Source organism: Arthrobacter sp. 001422645 (genome assembly GCF_059816125.1).
In genome coordinates this window covers 60,537-75,069 of sequence record NZ_JCBANT010000008.1, presented here as the reverse complement: position 1 = coordinate 75,069, position 14,533 = coordinate 60,537, and the positions used below count along the sequence as shown (strand labels likewise).

At 61.8% G+C, this 14,533-nt stretch carries 11 protein-coding genes; 3 read left to right on the top strand and 8 right to left on the bottom strand.

Going from position 1 to position 14,533, the window contains the following annotated elements:
• Positions 1-66 precede the first annotated feature (66 nt).
• The 3 genes from AC6EUH_RS10160 to trxA all read left to right on the top strand — a co-directional run bounded on the left by AC6EUH_RS10160 (position 67) and on the right by trxA (position 3,168).
• Positions 67-1,668: an ABC transporter substrate-binding protein gene (locus AC6EUH_RS10160; RefSeq protein ID WP_499738536.1), complete on the top strand. Its 1,602-nt coding sequence runs from the start codon at positions 67-69 to the stop codon at positions 1,666-1,668.
• A 176-nt stretch (positions 1,669-1,844) separates the two neighbouring features.
• On the top strand, positions 1,845-2,801 hold the full coding sequence (gene trxB, locus AC6EUH_RS10155; protein ID WP_056428757.1) for a thioredoxin-disulfide reductase: 957 nt from the start codon (positions 1,845-1,847) through the stop codon (positions 2,799-2,801).
• A gap of 40 nt (positions 2,802-2,841) precedes the next feature.
• The gene (gene trxA / locus AC6EUH_RS10150; RefSeq protein WP_499738535.1) at positions 2,842-3,168 is read left to right on the top strand and encodes a thioredoxin; all 327 of its coding nucleotides are present in this window, start codon (positions 2,842-2,844) and stop codon (positions 3,166-3,168) included.
• Between the two features lie 5,259 nt (positions 3,169-8,427).
• Here the strand turns inward: trxA and AC6EUH_RS10145 are convergent.
• The 8 genes from AC6EUH_RS10145 to rpmH all read right to left on the bottom strand — a co-directional run bounded on the left by AC6EUH_RS10145 (position 8,428) and on the right by rpmH (position 14,115).
• Positions 8,428-9,660 (bottom strand): ParB/RepB/Spo0J family partition protein, encoded by a 1,233-nt coding sequence (locus AC6EUH_RS10145; protein ID WP_499738534.1) that lies wholly within the window; start codon positions 9,658-9,660, stop codon positions 8,428-8,430.
• Positions 9,661-9,728: 68 nt separating this feature from the next.
• Entirely contained in the window at positions 9,729-10,796 is a 1,068-nt protein-coding gene (locus AC6EUH_RS10140) for a ParA family protein (protein WP_326951866.1), read from the bottom strand.
• 86 nt (positions 10,797-10,882) lie between these two features.
• Positions 10,883-11,533 carry a 16S rRNA (guanine(527)-N(7))-methyltransferase RsmG gene (gene rsmG, locus AC6EUH_RS10135; RefSeq protein ID WP_056428750.1) on the bottom strand — a complete coding sequence of 217 codons (651 nt, stop codon included), beginning with the start codon at positions 11,531-11,533 and terminating at the stop codon, positions 10,883-10,885.
• Positions 11,534-11,550: 17 nt separating this feature from the next.
• Complete coding sequence (locus tag AC6EUH_RS10130; RefSeq protein WP_056428747.1) at positions 11,551-12,141, bottom strand: Jag family protein; 591 nt, start codon at positions 12,139-12,141, stop codon at positions 11,551-11,553.
• A complete protein-coding gene (gene yidC / locus AC6EUH_RS10125; protein ID WP_499738533.1) occupies positions 12,141-13,121 on the bottom strand; it encodes a membrane protein insertase YidC in 981 nt (326 codons plus the stop codon). The genes AC6EUH_RS10130 and yidC overlap by 1 nt, the downstream gene beginning before the upstream one ends.
• Before the next feature lie 16 nt (positions 13,122-13,137).
• The gene (yidD, locus tag AC6EUH_RS10120; RefSeq protein WP_056428743.1) at positions 13,138-13,533 is read right to left on the bottom strand and encodes a membrane protein insertion efficiency factor YidD; all 396 of its coding nucleotides are present in this window, start codon (positions 13,531-13,533) and stop codon (positions 13,138-13,140) included.
• The gene (gene rnpA, locus AC6EUH_RS10115) at positions 13,526-13,936 is read right to left on the bottom strand and encodes a ribonuclease P protein component (RefSeq protein WP_082492643.1); all 411 of its coding nucleotides are present in this window, start codon (positions 13,934-13,936) and stop codon (positions 13,526-13,528) included. The genes yidD and rnpA overlap by 8 nt, the downstream gene beginning before the upstream one ends.
• Before the next feature lie 41 nt (positions 13,937-13,977).
• Entirely contained in the window at positions 13,978-14,115 is a 138-nt protein-coding gene (gene rpmH, locus AC6EUH_RS10110; RefSeq protein ID WP_003800212.1) for a 50S ribosomal protein L34, read from the bottom strand.
• Positions 14,116-14,533 lie beyond the last annotated feature (418 nt).

The following is a 14,533-nucleotide window of genomic DNA, read 5'->3' as shown; positions in this document are numbered from 1 at the left end:
CGGGGGACCCGCGGTCACTGATGAAGTGATCAGTTCGGCAACTCCCGGACAGTCTAGGAGGAACCCGTGTCCCACCCGATCGATGTCGGATCAGTACTAGGTGGCCGTTACAAGGTCACTGCCACTGTACTGACCTCACATGACCAGGATCTGGTGCTGGACGGTGTGGACCAGGTGCTCAACCGCGCGGTGAGCATTCTCGTGGCCGGGCCCGACAACGCGGATCAAGTGGCCCAGAGCGCCCGGGAAGTCGCCACGGGCGAACGTCCCGGCAACGTGCAGATCCTCGACCTTGGGGTCAGCGAAGCCACTACCTACCTCATCACCAACCACACCTCAGCCGCAGACCTGCTGGACCTGGTTGTCTCCTCCAACCCGCCCTACGTGGAGCCCTTCTTTACGGACACGCTTGGCAGTGAAATCTTCGGCCAGCCGCGTTCCCACGAACCCGAAACCTACGACGGCCTCTACGACGAAGAAGAAGTTGACGCCGGCTACATCACCTACGGGCAGAACCAACCGGGCGCCCCCGCATCCGGAGCCGCTCCGGCCGCTCCGCCCGCGTCCCCGGCCCGCGTGCCCTCGCGTCCAGGAACGTCACCGGCCGCAGGTGCCGCAGCAGCTGGCGCGGCGGGAGCTGCCGCCGCTGCTGGTGCCCGTGGTGCCGCCGCGGCGCCGGCGCCGTCCGCGAAAGCCCCGTCCCCCGACACGGCACCGCAGGAAGCGGCTTCCCACACGACGGCGTCCCAGCCCGTGCAGGGAGGCGCGCCCCGCTCCGCTGCCCCTGACTCCAAGCCACCGGCTCCCGCCGAAACGCCGAAGGTTTCCCTGTGGTCCGACGACGACTACGACCAGCCGGCCCCCGACGAACGGCAAACCTCCCGCCCGGGCCCGGCGACTGCCGCCATGGCCGCGAGCGGTTCAGCGGACCGGCCGCCGGGATACTTCCCCGGCTCAGCCCGAAACAGCGAAGCCGCAGAGGATGACGAGTACTACGGCAACGATGAAGAGCCGCAGCGCGAGCCGCGGTCCATGCGCTGGCTGGTAGGCGGGCTTCTGGCGGCCGTCCTGGTGGTCGGCCTGGTTCTCGCTGTTACCAATCTCGGCAGTCTCTTCAAGTCCGCACCGGAACCCGACGCCGTCGCCACTGCCTCCGCAAGCGCGCCCGCGACACCCTCGGCGGAGCCGTCCGATACCGGCAGCCCCGCGCCGGCCACCGCTCCGCCCGCGATTGAGGGCGTCACGCGGCAGGGCGACTTTGACTTTGCCGGAACCTACGACGGCGATCTGGTCAAGACCTTCGACGGGAATGCCGCCAGTTACTGGTCGGACATGGAATTCGCCACGGACAGCTGGGGCGGATTCGCCCCCGATGGTGTTCCGCTCGTCGTCAAGTTGAAAGAGCCTGCCAAGATTTCCTCGGTGACACTTAGCCAGTTGGGGGCCTCGGGCGGCAGCATCAGCGTCTTCACCAACGACCGCCCGTCCTTGGACGGTGCCAAGCAGGTGGGCAGCAACAGCTTCACCTCCCCGGACCTCACGCTGCCCCTGCAGGAACCCGTCACAGCGCAGTACGTCATCGTCTCAATCAAGACCCTGCCCAAGCTGGCGGCGCCGAAGACGCGCTACGGATTCGGCCTGCGCCTGGCCGAGATCAAGGTCCAGTAGGGGACCGTAACCAAGCCAGTACCCCCGCGGTCCCCGGCGCCAAGACGGTACCCTGAGTCTTGGCGCCGTTCCGTGGTGCCCGGTCAGACCGGAATATTCAGCGCCCAGTAGTAGTTGTGCCATGTGGCCGGCCACCCCAGGCGGGCGCATCGACAAAGGAAGAGGTTCACCGTTCAGTGAGCAACGCAGAAAACACCGCGTCCGAAGTGCGTGATGTCATCATCGTCGGCTCCGGCCCCGCGGGCTACACGGCCGCGGTGTACACGGCGCGCGCAAACCTGAAGCCGCTGCTCCTGGCCGGCTCGGTGACCGCCGGCGGCGAACTGATGAACACCACCGACGTCGAGAACTACCCGGGATTCCCCGACGGCATCATGGGTCCGGACCTGATGGAGAACTTCGAGAAGCAGGCTGCCCGGTTCGGCACGGAAATCCAGTTCGAGGACGTGACCGAACTGGATCTCGACGGCGACATCAAAACCGTGACCATCGGCTCAGGGGAGACCTTCCAGGCGCGGTCCATCATTCTGTCGACCGGTTCGGCCTACCGTGAGCTCGGCCTGCCCAACGAGAAGCGACTCTCCGGCCACGGCGTCAGCTGGTGTGCAACCTGCGACGGTTTCTTCTTCAAGGATCAGGACATCGCCGTTATTGGCGGCGGTGACTCCGCAATGGAAGAAGCACTCTTCCTCACCAAGTTCGCCAAGACTGTCACCGTCGTCCACCGCCGCGACACCCTCCGCGCGTCCAAGATCATGGCCGACCGCGCCCTTGCGCACGAGAAGATCAGCTTCATCTGGAACACCGGCGTCGAGGATGTCCTGGGACAGGACAAGGTCACCGGACTTCAGCTGAAGAACCTTGTGGACGGCACCGAGACCGAACTCGCCGTCACGGGCGTGTTTGTTGCGATCGGCAACGATCCCCGCACGGACCTCGTCAAGGGGAAGCTGGACCTGACCCCGGAGGGAACCATCGCCGTCGAAGGACGCACCTCGAAGACCAGCGTCCAGGGCGTTTTCGCCGCCGGCGACGTCATCGACCCGACCTACCGCCAGGCCATCACGGCCTCCGGTTCCGGCTGCGTGGCCGCCCTCGACGTCGAACACTACCTCGCAGATTTCGACGCCTAGATCCGTCGAGCATCAACCAACCGAAGAGAGAGACAGGGCTATGAGCAACGCAAAAGACGTAACTGACGCTAGTTTCAGCACCGACGTACTGGCTTCGGCCAAGCCGGTCATTGTGGACTTCTGGGCCGAATGGTGCGGACCGTGCCGCAAACTCGGACCCATCCTCGACGAGATCTCCGTTGAGTACAGCGAGAGGGTGGACGTCGTCAAGGTAAACGTTGACGACAACCCGGCAATCGCAGCCCAGTTTGGTATCACGTCCATCCCCGCGGTCTACCTGTTCCAGGGCGGCGAAGTGACAGGCACCGTCATCGGGGCGCGCCCCAAGCAGTTCTTCGAGAAGGAATTTGCGGACGTCTTGTCCTAGGTTTCCCTCCGGGCGGCGCGACGCCGCCCAAACCCTAAGGTGGCCCTACTTCCGGACCAGGAAGCGGGGCCACCTTTTTGTGGGTCGCGGATCCTTTTCGGCCAAGCGCGGGGCAACTTTGTCCCTACATCCGCCTAGGCAACGATTATTATGTTGATAGCAATCGGGATGAATTGCATTACGCTTTGGATATCCCTGAGCGTGCCGTTCTGCCCACGCGGGGCAGCCCGCTTGCAGACTTCCGGGGGAGGGCGTCTGGCCCGCTGCTAGGTGGGAGCGGCGGCGGCCCCAGTCGGAAACGATCGGGGCTTCCGGACATTTCGTACTAGCCGATTGCCGGAAGTGCCTCTGGTGCACCCTGGAGGATTTGACCGTCCCACGTTCGACGGACTACGTGCGCGATTCCACGTGGAACGTATCGGCTCCCTCACACGCGCGGTGGGTGCCACAACGAGCGGTGGAACTCTGCGGCGGGTGTGCCCGTGTTTCACGTGAAACATGAGGACGCTTTCTCTGGCGTGCACTTGCTGAGCCACGATACTGCGACATGCCTGTCCGAGACTCCTGATTTGCATTCTCATAATCCGATTTCGTATGCAATTCAAAGTAAAACGGAGATTCGAGAGCAAATTGCGAGCTTTTCACGAAATAGCTCCCAGATGGGGCTGGACGATCTCCAAGGGGATGGCACTCTTCAAGAAGCTGGCGAGGATCTCTTCAGCCTCCCGCGGATTGCTCTACCGGCACCTGCCTCGCTCCTGGTCCAGCCGTCACTCAAGCCCTCGCAAGAGCGATGTGGCCCGCAGCGACGATCTGACGGCATAAAGTGATACGTCGGCTGTGAATGTAGCGCAGAGGACGGGTATTGGCGCCAGCACACTGTCCGGCGGCCCCTACCCGCAGCTCTTAAGACGTATCGGGGAGCATGCACCTCCAGGGACACCCAACCGGACCCGGTGATCCGTCATCTCGTCCACGGTCACTCATCACCAGCATGGGTAACCGTCAGGAAATCACTTGAATAGAGTGCAGTCACATGTTTCACGTGAAACCCTATGATGGGCCGACAAGGGCGGGGCTATCGGGCAGATATTCCGGTTATACGTGGAGGGGAGCGTGTGCTCCTTCACCGCCAACTGCCAGCCGCCTTTAACCATGCTCGCCGAAACAAGAGCGCTGGGTGCGGCCTGCTGCTGCCATTGCCACTGGCTTGTCCGGAGGACGGGGGCATGACAGAGGGCAGACATGATTCACGTGAAACAGCATTGCAGGCTCACGGCTGCCGTCCATGTTGTGTCGCTGGCGAAAATCTGAACGGGGATTCGAATAAGTAATACTGAACTCCCAGATATGGCCGGGTGTGGCCTTTGGGCTCGCCCTCCATCGGTCAACTCCCTCAAATTTTGTGTTTTCGAAACGCTCTCCCCGGATTGCTTGGTCCCTTATTCCTGAAGTCCGTGATTGCTGGTTCGGGGATCTTGTCCCCGGGCTCCGTCGGTTCCAGGTTTGGGTTCCCTGATTTGCTGATTTCCTGCTCCCTCATCCCTGATCCCTGTTCCTGAACCCTTGGCAATATCCGCTGCCTGCTATCAGTCCCTTGGGCGCTCCACAGGGAGCAGGCGCATGCAGGATAGCTATGCAGCAATCCGTCACACGTTGAAGCCCCTCCCATGCAGGCGCTCAGTACCAGCGGGGATACTGCACGCCTTCATGTTTCACGTGAAACACAACCCGGCCAGTTGGTAGGACATGTCGCTGTCCAACACTCACGGACCGATTGAGTGCTGCGTGCGCGGTGTCCACGACTCCTCCCGGACTGTTGCTCCAAAGTGGCCGACTATGGCCATTCAGGACCGTTGGCCAGTCGTTACCAGCCGCTATTGGCGTTCTTAGATCCCGTTAGATTCCATCGGTTGCCGGCCAACAACTGCGGGAACGGGCGCCGCCTGGCGCCTGTTGCCAGCCGGACGTCCGGACACGGCCACGCCTTCGGCGCGGCGGGCATCCTCTCACTCCGAGAAGAAGGAGCGTGGCGATGACTCCTACTGGCGAGGGTCGCCCCAGGAATGCTCCAGGAGAAGTAGTGGGCCACTACCAGGCGTCGATACGCCTGTTGCTGGGGTGCTTGAAAATCCGTGGATCACTACAGGTCTGGGTCCCCTCTCTCGGCCTGGCTGGTCGTTGTCGGAACACCCAAAGGAATGGGAACACCTGTCGGGCAGGTTCAGCCGTGCAGCCCTGGCGAGCGGTTCGATCCCGGTGACAGTTCCCTTGGCACCGTCAGGGGAGAGGGCAGTGCACCTGAGCGCACTCGCTTCACCGTCGAAAACACAAGCACGGACGGGTCTACACCATCAATGGGCCCGCCTTCTGCTTGTTGGACCCTATGCCCAACCCAACCAGGCGTCAGCGTGGAAAAGCACGCGCCGACGCGCAGCGTGCGTCTCCACATTCATGGGCCGGACATCACCCCGCCACATGAGCGGCCCGGACAAGAATCGGTCTTTGTGCGGCGAGTGAGCACACAACGAAGCACGTGCCTACTGGACTGGACAATGTCATCACTCCGGCACAGTGAATGGCGGCCCCAGTCCTGGTCCAATCGCGATGCCCAAAGCATCTTGAGCAGCGGGCCGCGCACCCACGTTCCGGGCCACACCGCGCAGATCAGAGGACACCGTGGGCCGGGGGGCATTCCGGCCGCAGCCCCCCAGCTGCCAGGAATCCACGTGCTGGCATAGCCGCCGACCGGTCGAGGAAATCTCCTGACTCGATGTTTCAAGATGCTTTTCTCCCCAAGTTCTCCACAGAACTTATTCACACAGTTATCCACAGGCGCTGAGGGATTTCTCACAACCGTGGGGGCTGTCTATCCGCTGCGGGAACGACGGTGCGTTCCCCGTCTCGTCTGCACCGAGAGGAGTATCGAGGACTGCCCAGCCGAGAGCGTCCGCCTGGGACGCTGGGCGGATCCCCGTATGTGCCCATAAACCGCCAGATTCAGCGGAAAATTAACCCCGGACGGGGGAATTAGAAAGCACGGGCGGGTGTGAATCACTTCACTCGAAGATGGCCGGAGATGTTTTACGTGAAACGGGACCGCCCTTGGCGGAGGGGTCCGACGCACCTGCAGATTCCGTGCCTTTCCTTCCACACGCAATCAGCGGTGAGACAGGCCGGCGGTCGGAGTAATCCACAAAGTTATCCACAGCTATATCCACCGCTCTATCCACCGGATATCCACGCCCCAGGGCTCGGTTATGACACCTAGGGAGTGCCATTGGACAAGACCGGTCAAGCCCGCAAACGATGCAGGTCAGGCCCGAATCGGGAGGCAACTTCGGAGGCGTTGGGACCCGGCACCCAATCTCTTGTCGACACCTCCAGGGAAGCAATCGCCGCGACCCGTCAACTACAAAACGGTCCCGTCAAGCCGGGCAACATACAAGCCTCGGGGGACGGCCCACCGGGTCGCCGCAGTCGTACTCACCGGACAATCTTGTCCAGCTTCCCGGGGGAGCCTCGTCTGCTTTCCGCTTGATCCCACAGCCCTACTCGGTCAGACTCCTGCGAGGGAGTCAGCACGATTCCTAAGGCCCGACTCTGTCAGCCTTGCCAAGGAGACTCGTCTGATCCCCAGGGTCCCAACTCTGTGCGCCGTCCGGCAAATCCTTGGCTTGATTCTGATGGCAGGACCTTATCAGTCTCCCGGGGGGACTGGCCCGACGAGCCTTCCGGGGGAGTGGCATCCGGTTGGTCGACCGAGAACGGCCGGCACTTCTCACATCCACGGCCACATAGGTTCACACCACGAGCAAGAACTCTGCTGGCGGTCTCCGTGGCGCAGAGCCTAGGCGCCCTTGTCGATCTCATCACAACGTGCCGTCGTTTGCGAGGAAGAATCTGATCCCTACTTGCCGTGTTTGCCAGGACGAAAGCGTCGGCAGTTGGGGCGGAGGGGATTACAGGATCGACTCTCTCTCGCAACGTCTCCCCGCCATTGCCGAGCACACGGAGGGGCTGCCGTGCCGCCTTACCGCCACCATCTACCAACAACGTGCCCCTTGGCGTTCGCGTGTAGCCACACTGGAATGGGCTACGAGCGGCCTTCACCACGTCGCAGGAGGCGCCGACAAGGAAAGCCTCCACGTCGACCACTATGGCCCGGTGGCGTTGTCCCTTTGCTGGGCTCCGAACCCATCATCGCGTGAAGGTAAGGAATCCAACTAGCGGCTCCGAGCGCACGACAGGTGGTAGACGAGGCAGCCAGTTTCAGTCTTTTGCAGGTCTACGCTCGAAGAGGACGCAATCAAGCACAAGCGAAGGTACCCGGTCCACCCTGTGGTTCAAGGTCCTCTTTGGTCTCCAGGGGTACTGTCGGGACAGCAATCTGGCGATTCCTGCTTGCTTTAGACCTGTGGAGCTGCGGTTGAGACCGTAATTTTGCGGTTCGGTCGGGGGGATCCGCTAGGGTCTGCAGAACCCATCTGCGCGTGCCGTATGGGCCGGGTAAGTTCCGAGCCTTCCCTGAGCGCAGCTGGGGGTGATCCCGGCCGCTCCTGCCTCCTCAGGGGCTTGGTGACGCCCCGATGTCCCTGCGCAATACGCGAGAGTCGCCCAGTAGCGCCCGGCGGCCCGGCATCGGACATCACAGCAAGCGATAGGGGACAGCTGTCTGCTAATAGCTTCCTAGTGATTGACTGTTTCACGTGAAACCACGCCGCTTCTGCTGTGAGAGGTGCCTTGAGCGGCCTGGACTCACCACCCGGATGATCGAAAGGCACATCCCGAGGGGACCAGTGGCAGGAACATTCTGGTTGCGGGGACTGACGCTGCCGCAGTTGTAGAACAGATCAGCTGATGGTGGACCGGGGCTCCGGATTGTGGAGACACGACTGGATGATCCAACCTATGAATCTCCTCGGCAGATGGAAGGTATTCGCCCCATTCGTGGGCCTTCTTAGTCATCCCACGGTTTCACGTGAAACACGCCGACCTAGTTCTCGCCCGGGATCCCAGAGCTCCAAGACCAAAGCGAGGATCACACTCCAGGAAGCCCCACAAGCAGCTGCTCCGTCGCAATGGGCCGGTCGCCGCTGTAAGGCGCGCTCCTGGTGGCATGAAGGGGGATCTTCAAGGTGTGTTCACTTGACGCTTCCAGCTGTCTCGAACAACGTCACCGGCCCCAGGAGTCGGTCACTGGCACAAAAAAGGACCCGTTTCACGTGAAACGGGTCCTTTCCTATCTCCGGTCCGGTGCTAGTTGGAAGCTCCCGGCGTAAGTACATCCATGATCCTGTTCAGATCTTCCACGCTGGCGAACTCGATGCTCACCCGTCCCTTGCGGGCGCCAAGAGAAATCTTGACGCTGGTATCGAGGCGGTCAGAGAGCGACGAAGCCAGATAATCCAGGCGTTCGTGACGAGCGCCCGGGCGCGGAATGTTGTTCTTCGGCGCGGAGGACGGATTCTGGTAGAGCGTCACCGCTTCTTCGGTCGCACGTACCGACATGCCTTCCGCAACAATCTTCTGCGCCAGGCGTTCCATGGCAGCGGCATCCGGCAAAGCCAGCAGGGCACGGGCGTGGCCTGCAGAGATAACGTTGGCGGCCACACGGCGCTGTACCAGCGGCGGAAGCTTGAGCAGCCTCAGGGTGTTGGACACCTGCGGGCGCGAGCGTCCAATGCGGTCAGCCAGTTGTTCATGCGTGGTGCCGAAGTCCTCGAGCAGCTGCTGGTAGGCCGCGGCCTCCTCGAGGGGATTCAGCTGGCTCCGGTGCAGGTTTTCCAGCAGGGCGTCGCGGAGGAGGTCGTCATCGGTGGTGTCACGGACAATTGCGGGGATGGTTTCCAGCCCGGCGGCCTGTACTGCACGCCACCGACGCTCGCCCATAACGAGCTCGTAGGGTTCTCCACCCTTTTCAGTTGAAGTACGGACGACGATTGGCTGGAGGACACCGATTTCCCGAACTGAATGAACCAGCTCCGCCATGTCGTCCTCATCAAAGACTGAACGCGGCTGCTTGCGGTTGGGGTGGATGTCGGTGACCGGAATTTCGGCAAAACGCACACCGGGTACCTCAACGAGTTCCACTCCCTGGTCTTCCGCATCGGGAACAACCGCAGTTTCCTCGGCGGCCGGCACGCCGGCGGCAGTCGTTGATGCGGACGCCGGAGAAGCACCCTTGGATGCAGGAACCTTCCGCGCCGGAGCCTTTTTCGCACCGGCAGCCGTCTTCCGATCTGTGACGTCAGACGCCCCGCCCGCAGCTGTGTTCGCGGAAGGTGCCAGCGGCTCTGCTGCTACCTCCGCGTCGGGAGCCACATCGGGGTCTACCGCAGCGGACACCTCCGCAGCGGGCGTCCGCTTGCGTGCTTCAGGAAAAAACAGATCCACTGGACGGGACGGCGCTGACCCGTTGCCGGACGCCGCGGCGGAACTTGGAATGAGTGCCCCAAGTCCACGGCCGAGGCCGCGTCGCTTATCGCTCATGGATAAATCCCTCCATTGGAAGAGCCGGGCATCACCGGGCTCTAGCTAGTGCAATGCTTGAACAGATTCTAACGTTCCGCGATTTCGGCGGCGGCTTCCAGGTAGGACAGGGCCCCGCTGGATGAAGGATCATAGGTCATCACGGTCTGCTGGTAGCTGGGAGCTTCAGAAATTCGTACCGAACGAGGGACCACAGCTCCAAGAACCTGCTCCGGGAAGTGTTCACGTACCTCAGCTGCCACTTGGGCGGCCAGATTGGTGCGGCCGTCGTACATGGTCAGGAGAATCGTGGACACAACCAGGTCGGCATTCAAGTGCTTCTGAATCATTTCGATGTTCTTGAGCAACTGGCTCAGTCCTTCGAGCGCGTAGTACTCGCACTGAATCGGAATGAGCACCTCATTGGCGGCACAGAACGCGTTGACTGTCAGCAGGCCAAGACTCGGCGGGCAGTCGATGAAGATGTAATCCAGTCGCTCCTCACCGTTCTTTGCCCGCTCCTTGGCATACACGTCAATGGCGCGGCGGAGCCGCTGCTCGCGGGCAACCAGGCTGACCAGTTCAATCTCAGCGCCGGCAAGGTGGATGGTGGCCGGTGCACAGATCAGCTTGTCGATGTCCGGGCACGGTGCAACGACGTCCTGCAACGGGATGTCGTTGATGAGCACGTCATAAATGCTGTCAACGTCGGCGTGGTGTTCGATTCCAAGAGCCGTCGAGGCATTTCCCTGCGGATCGATGTCGATGACCAGCACGTTCAAGCCGGCGGCGGCCAGGGCGGCGGCGATGTTGACCGTCGTCGTGGTCTTGCCGACCCCGCCCTTCTGGTTCGAGACGGTGAAGATCCGGGTCTTCTCCGGCTTCGGAAGTTCGCGGCCCAAGAGCCGTTCACGCCGCTTGTTCTCATGGGCGAGCTCACGGGCAATGGGGCTGGAGTCGTCGATGGAGTCCAACACGTTGCCGCTGGAGGCAACAGATGTTTCACGTGAAACGCTGGCCATCCCGGCCGTTTTCGCAACCGCTGCCGTGTGATTTCCGGAGTAATCATGAGTGATTGCAGGCGCAACGAAGGCCCGTGCGGACCCCAGGGACACAAACGGTGGAATCCGCTGTGTGGAGGCTTCGCTACTGGTCACTGTGACACACTCACTCTCGTTCGGCTCTTGCTGCCGGTTACTAGCCTAACCTCTTACCGTTGGAGTCCGAGGGCACCGGGCTGATGCTAGGCAATCTTTTGAGGCTTATTCACAACGATTCGGACAACGGTTGTGGGTTCTTCGAGGAGGTCCTCACCCACGAGCACCACTGACGTCTGGGTGCCGCCAAGCTTGCGGATCACCTTGGCCGCTTTTTCGATTTCCTCACCAGCGCTGCGTCCCTTAATAGCCACCACTTCGCCCTTGCCCGCAAGCAGCGGAATGGTCAGTCCGGCGAGGTTGGTGAGGGCCGAGACGGCGCGCGCCGTGACGACGTCGGCGTTGACCATACCGACAGCCAGCTCTGCGCGGGTGCGCATGATGGTGACGTTGTCGAGCCCAAGGTCGTCCACTACTTCTTGGAGCCAGATCACCCGGCGTTCCAGGGGTTCGATCAGGGTCAGTTCCAGATCAGGCCGCGCAATGGCCAGACAGAGGCCGGGCAGGCCCGCGCCGCTGCCGACGTCGGCCACATGGCTCCCTTCGGCAATCTGGCTCTCGATCACGGCGCAGTTCAGCACGTGGCGGCTCCACAGCCGGGGAATTTCGCGGGGGCCAATCAGTCCCCGCTCCGTCCCTGACGTGGCCAGGTGCTCGACATAGCGCTTCGCCAGGTCCAGGCGGTCCCCGAAGATGGTCTGTGCTGCCTGCAGTTCGGCCGCGGTAATCTCAACCATTAAGCTATCCGGCGGCTTCAGTCTGCGGAAACGACGATATGGCGGTCAGCGCCTTCGCCTTCGGACTCGCTGACGAGCCCCAGGTCAGCAACGGCGTCGTGCACAATTTTCCGCTCGTAGGCGCTCATCGGGGCCAGGGCCACGGTCTCGCCCGAGTCCTTGACGGACGCGACGGCGTCTTCCGCGATCTTCTGCAGCTCGCCAGCCCGCTCCGAGCGGTACCCGTTGATGTCCAGCACCAGTCGTGAGCGGTTTTCCGTTGCGGACAGCACAGCCAGACGGGTGAGCTCCTGAAGCGCTTCGAGGACTTCGCCGTCCTTGCCGACCAGACTCTCCAGACCGGCTGCCTCTTCCTCAGCGACGATCGAGATGTAGGTCCGGCCGTTGCGGACTTCGATGTCGATATCGCCGTCAATGTCGGCAATGTCCAGCAGTTCCTCGAGGTAGTCCGCAGCAACATCGCCTTCTTCTTCGAGGCGGCTGGCGGACGTGCCCTTGCCTTCCGAATCTTCGGACCCTGCGTCAGAATCCTGGACGGCGCTCAAAGCGTCATCCTGTTCCTCGGAGGTTTCAGCGGAAATAGCGTGTTCGGTGCTTTCGGCGGACATTACTTCCTCTTCCTGTTCTTACGTTGTGGCTGGACGCGCTGGCTCTTGGCTACCAGAGCTGCGGCAGCGGCGGCTTCGGCGCCTTCGGCTTCGGCCTTCTTGGCGCCCGTCAGCGGCAGGGCCGGCAGACCCTTGGCGGCCCGGCGCTCGGCCAGGGCCTTCGCGGCAGGGGATCCCGGCGTCGGCATGCGGCGGATAACGAAGAACTGCTGCGCCATGGTCCAGAGGTTGGTGGTGGTCCAGTAGATCAGGACGCCGATGGGGAAGTTGATGCCACCCACGCCGAAGACGATCGGCAGGACGTAAAGCATCATCTTCTGCTGCTTCATGAACGGGCTGGCCATGGCCTCTTCGGACATGTTCTTGGCCATGATCTGCTTCTGCGTGATGAACTGCGAGGCCGTCATGGCCAGGATCATCACGATCGAGAGGATCCAGACCGCCACCACGTTGCCGCCCTCAGGCGTCCCGTGCAGCAGGGTCGCGGAGAGCGGGGCCCCGAAGATGCTCGACTCATCAAACTGCACCACCTGTTCGTGGCTCATCGCCCCGATGCTCTTACCGCTGGTGGCTGCAGTAGTAATGCCGGAGAGGACCTGGAACAGGGCAAAGAAGAACGGCATCTGGATCAGCATGGGGAGGCAGGCCGAGAACGGGTTGGTTCCGTGCTTCTTGTACATGGCCATCTGTTCCTGCGCCATGGCCTGGCGGGACAGCTGGTCGGTCTTGCCCTTGTACTTGTCCTGTAGCTTCTTCAGATCAGGCTGCAGGAGCTGCATGCCTCGCTGGGCTTTGATCTGCTTGACGAACACGGGAATCAGGGCGGCCCGGATCACCAGCACCAGTCCAATGATGGACAGCGTCCACGTCCAGCCGTTGGCGGCGGGCATGCCGATGGCGCTCAGGCCATCGTGGAAGACCACCATGATGGCGGACACAAGCCACTTGAACGGAAACATGATTGTTTCAAAGAAGTCCATACGATATCCCTATTCGTCAGGCCGCAGAGCGGCCTTCTCCATCAGTCTGAGCAGCCAGGTACTTGTCCGGGTTGTTCAGCACAACAATTGTGGGGGTGCGGTCCGCGGGCCACTCGCATTTTCCGGCGGGGACATGGTCCACACCACCGGCATTCCAGGGATGGCAACGCAACAGACGCCTGGCCGCCAGCCAGCTTCCTTTGACCGCACCGTGCACCGTAATGGCCTCAAGCGCATAGGCGGAACAGCTGGGGAAAAAGCGGCAAACCTGGCCGTACAGCGGTGAGATCACCTTGCGGTACGCCAGAAGCAACAGGATGAGGATATTGCGGGGCAGGTTCCAGACTGCCCGGCCCAGCCAAACTGCTGCGGATCTTGCAGGGGGGACGACGGCGGCAGTTGAGTTACGCACGCGGGGTCCCTTCCTGTGTTGTCTCGTAAGAAACTGAAGAAGCAGCCTTCGGAAGGCTCCTGCCCAGCCGTTTCATGTTGCTTTCCAAGGCGGCGTCATAGTCTGCCCGCAGTTGGTCCCAGCCGGCACCCGCCGAGGCGGGCAGGGCCCGGACCACGATGGCAAACCCGCTGCCATATTTCTGCAACGACAAAGCACCGACTTCTCTCAGTCTCCTCTTAACGAGGTTCCTGACCACAGCGTTCCCGACACTCTTGGAAACGATGAATCCGATCCGGCTTGGTTCGTCGGCAGCGAGAGCTGCCGTATATAACACTACGTTCCGGCGTCCATTGCGGACACCGGAACGTACAGTTGTTGAAAAATCGGTTGATGTCCTCAGACGGTTGCGGGTGGCCAGCACCTTTACACTCGCACAGGGATGTGGACCGACGAGTCAGTTATTTAGGCCGACAGCTCGGTGCGACCCTTGCCACGACGGGCTGCCAGGATGGCACGGCCGGCACGGGTACGCATACGAAGGCGGAAGCCGTGCTTCTTGGCTCGACGGCGGTTATTCGGCTGAAAAGTCCGCTTGCTCACGTTAGTTACTCCAGTGGGATCAAAGGTGCGCCCACCCGATCAAGGGGAAGAACTGGTCGACGCTAAGTTTTGTATGTGCCGCTTCCCTCGACTCGCAAGACGCGAGGCGTCGGGAGAGATTCAAATGAGGCGAAAAGCGTACACATGGGACTTCACAACGTTAGGGCTTGCCGCCCTCCCGAGTCAAACCGGGGGTCGCGCCGCAGGCTTTCCCCAACTGTGGCTAACTGCCTCCCCAGCCTGTGGATGAAGCACGTCACGCGCCCCGTTTTCGAACTACAACCGTGTGATTATCCACAGGACAGATCCCAGCTATCTTCTGGAGTTTTCATCGCCTAGAGTGTCCCAGTAGCCGATTATCCACGGCATGTGCATAACCCTGTGGATTAAGCCGGGGCCAGCGCACTGGTTCGGGACT

Coding starts and splice junctions, on each gene's coding strand:
- rsmG (WP_056428750.1), bottom strand. CDS start 11,533: ATGGTTGAGATTACCGCGGCCGAACTGCAGGCAGCACAGACCATCTTC.
- trxA (WP_499738535.1), top strand. CDS start 2,842: ATGAGCAACGCAAAAGACGTAACTGACGCTAGTTTCAGCACCGACGTA.
- AC6EUH_RS10145 (WP_499738534.1), bottom strand. CDS start 9,660: ATGAGCGATAAGCGACGCGGCCTCGGCCGTGGACTTGGGGCACTCATT.
- yidC (WP_499738533.1), bottom strand. CDS start 13,121: ATGGACTTCTTTGAAACAATCATGTTTCCGTTCAAGTGGCTTGTGTCC.
- AC6EUH_RS10130 (WP_056428747.1), bottom strand. CDS start 12,141: ATGTCCGCCGAAAGCACCGAACACGCTATTTCCGCTGAAACCTCCGAG.